This window comes from Streptomyces sp. NPDC002573 (assembly GCF_042889625.1).
GTDB lineage: Bacteria > Actinomycetota > Actinomycetes > Streptomycetales > Streptomycetaceae > Streptomyces > Streptomyces gibsoniae.
Genome location: NZ_JBIARC010000221.1, coordinates 1 through 1308 on the forward strand (window position 1 = coordinate 1; position 1308 = coordinate 1308).

The window sequence follows — 1308 nt, forward strand, 5'->3', positions numbered from 1 at the left end:
CGGCCGGGCGCTTTGGCTGTGCTAGGCGACACCCATGGGTTACAGAGTGCGGGTGAGGCGGTCGGTGAGCAGCCGGGTGAAGCGGGCCGGGTCGGGCAGGTCGCCGCCTTCGGCGAGTAGCGCGCTGCCGTATACCAGCTCGGCGGTCTCTGCCAGCGCCGGGTCGTCGGTGTTGGCCTCGTGTGCTGTGCGCAGGGCGGTGATCAGCGGGTGGGTGGGGTTGAGTTCCAGGATCCGCTTGACGGTGGGCAGTTGCTGTCCCGTCGCCCGGTACATCTTCTCCAGGGTCGGGGTCATGTCGTGAGCGTCGCCGACGATGCATGCCGCCGAGGTTGTCAGTCGCGACGACAGGCGGACCTGCTTGACGTGCTCGGACAGGGTGGTGGTCAGCCACGGCAGCAGGGCGGCGTAGTCCTGCTCGCGTTTGGCCTGATCGGCATCCTGGTCGCCTTCGGTCGGCTCGTCGAGGTCGACCTGGCCCTTGGCGATGGACTGCAGTCGGTGGCCGTCAAAGGCCGGGACTTGTTCGACCCAGATCTCGTCGATGGGGTCGGTGAGGATCAGGACTTCATAGCCGTTGGCAGCGAAGGCCTCCATGTGGGGGGAGTTCTCCACCATTGCGCGGGTCTCGCCGGTCAGGTAGTAGATGGCGTCCTGACCATCCTTCATGCGCTTGAGGTACTCGCGCAGGGTGGTGGTCTTCTCCGGGTCGTGCGTGGAGGGGGCCGACACCAGTTCCAGCAGCGCCTCAGTGTTGTCGGTGTCCTCGATCAGGCCTTCCTTCAGCACCCGTCCGAACTGTGTCCAGAGCTTCGTGTAGCGCTCGCCGTCGCCTGCCTGCATGTCCTTGATCGCGCCGAGGACCTTCTTGACCAGGCGCCGGCGTGCTCCGCGGATCTGGCGGTCGTGCTGCAGGTTCTCACGGGAGATGTTCAGCGACAGGTCATGGGCGTCGACGACGCCCTTGACGAAGCGCAGATAGTTCGGCATCAACGCTTCGCAGTCGTCCATGATGAACACGCGCTTGACATACAGCTGTACGCCGCGCTTGGTCTCGCGGGAGAACAGGTCGATTGGCGCCTGGGAGGGGATGAACAGCAGCGCTTCGTACTCGAAGGTGCCTTCGGCGCGCATGTGGATGGTCTCAGCCGGGTCGAGCCAGTCGTGGCTGATCTGCTTGTAGAACTCGGTGTACTCGGCCTCGGTCACCTCGGCGCGCGGCCGGGCCCACAGTGCCTTCATCGAGTTGAGGGTGTCGACGCCGGAGGTGGTGGAGCCGTCGGCGTCGGTGCGCTCAAAGGCCATCCT

At 65.4% G+C, this 1308-nt stretch carries 1 protein-coding gene; it reads right to left on the minus strand.

Annotation, left to right across the window (positions count from 1 at the left end; genetic code table 11):
- Positions 1-39: 39 nt before the first annotated feature.
- Positions 40-1308, minus strand: a 1269-nt coding sequence (gene htpG, locus ACFYX0_RS47370) for a molecular chaperone HtpG (protein WP_388981949.1), incomplete at its 5' end; no start/stop codon positions are given.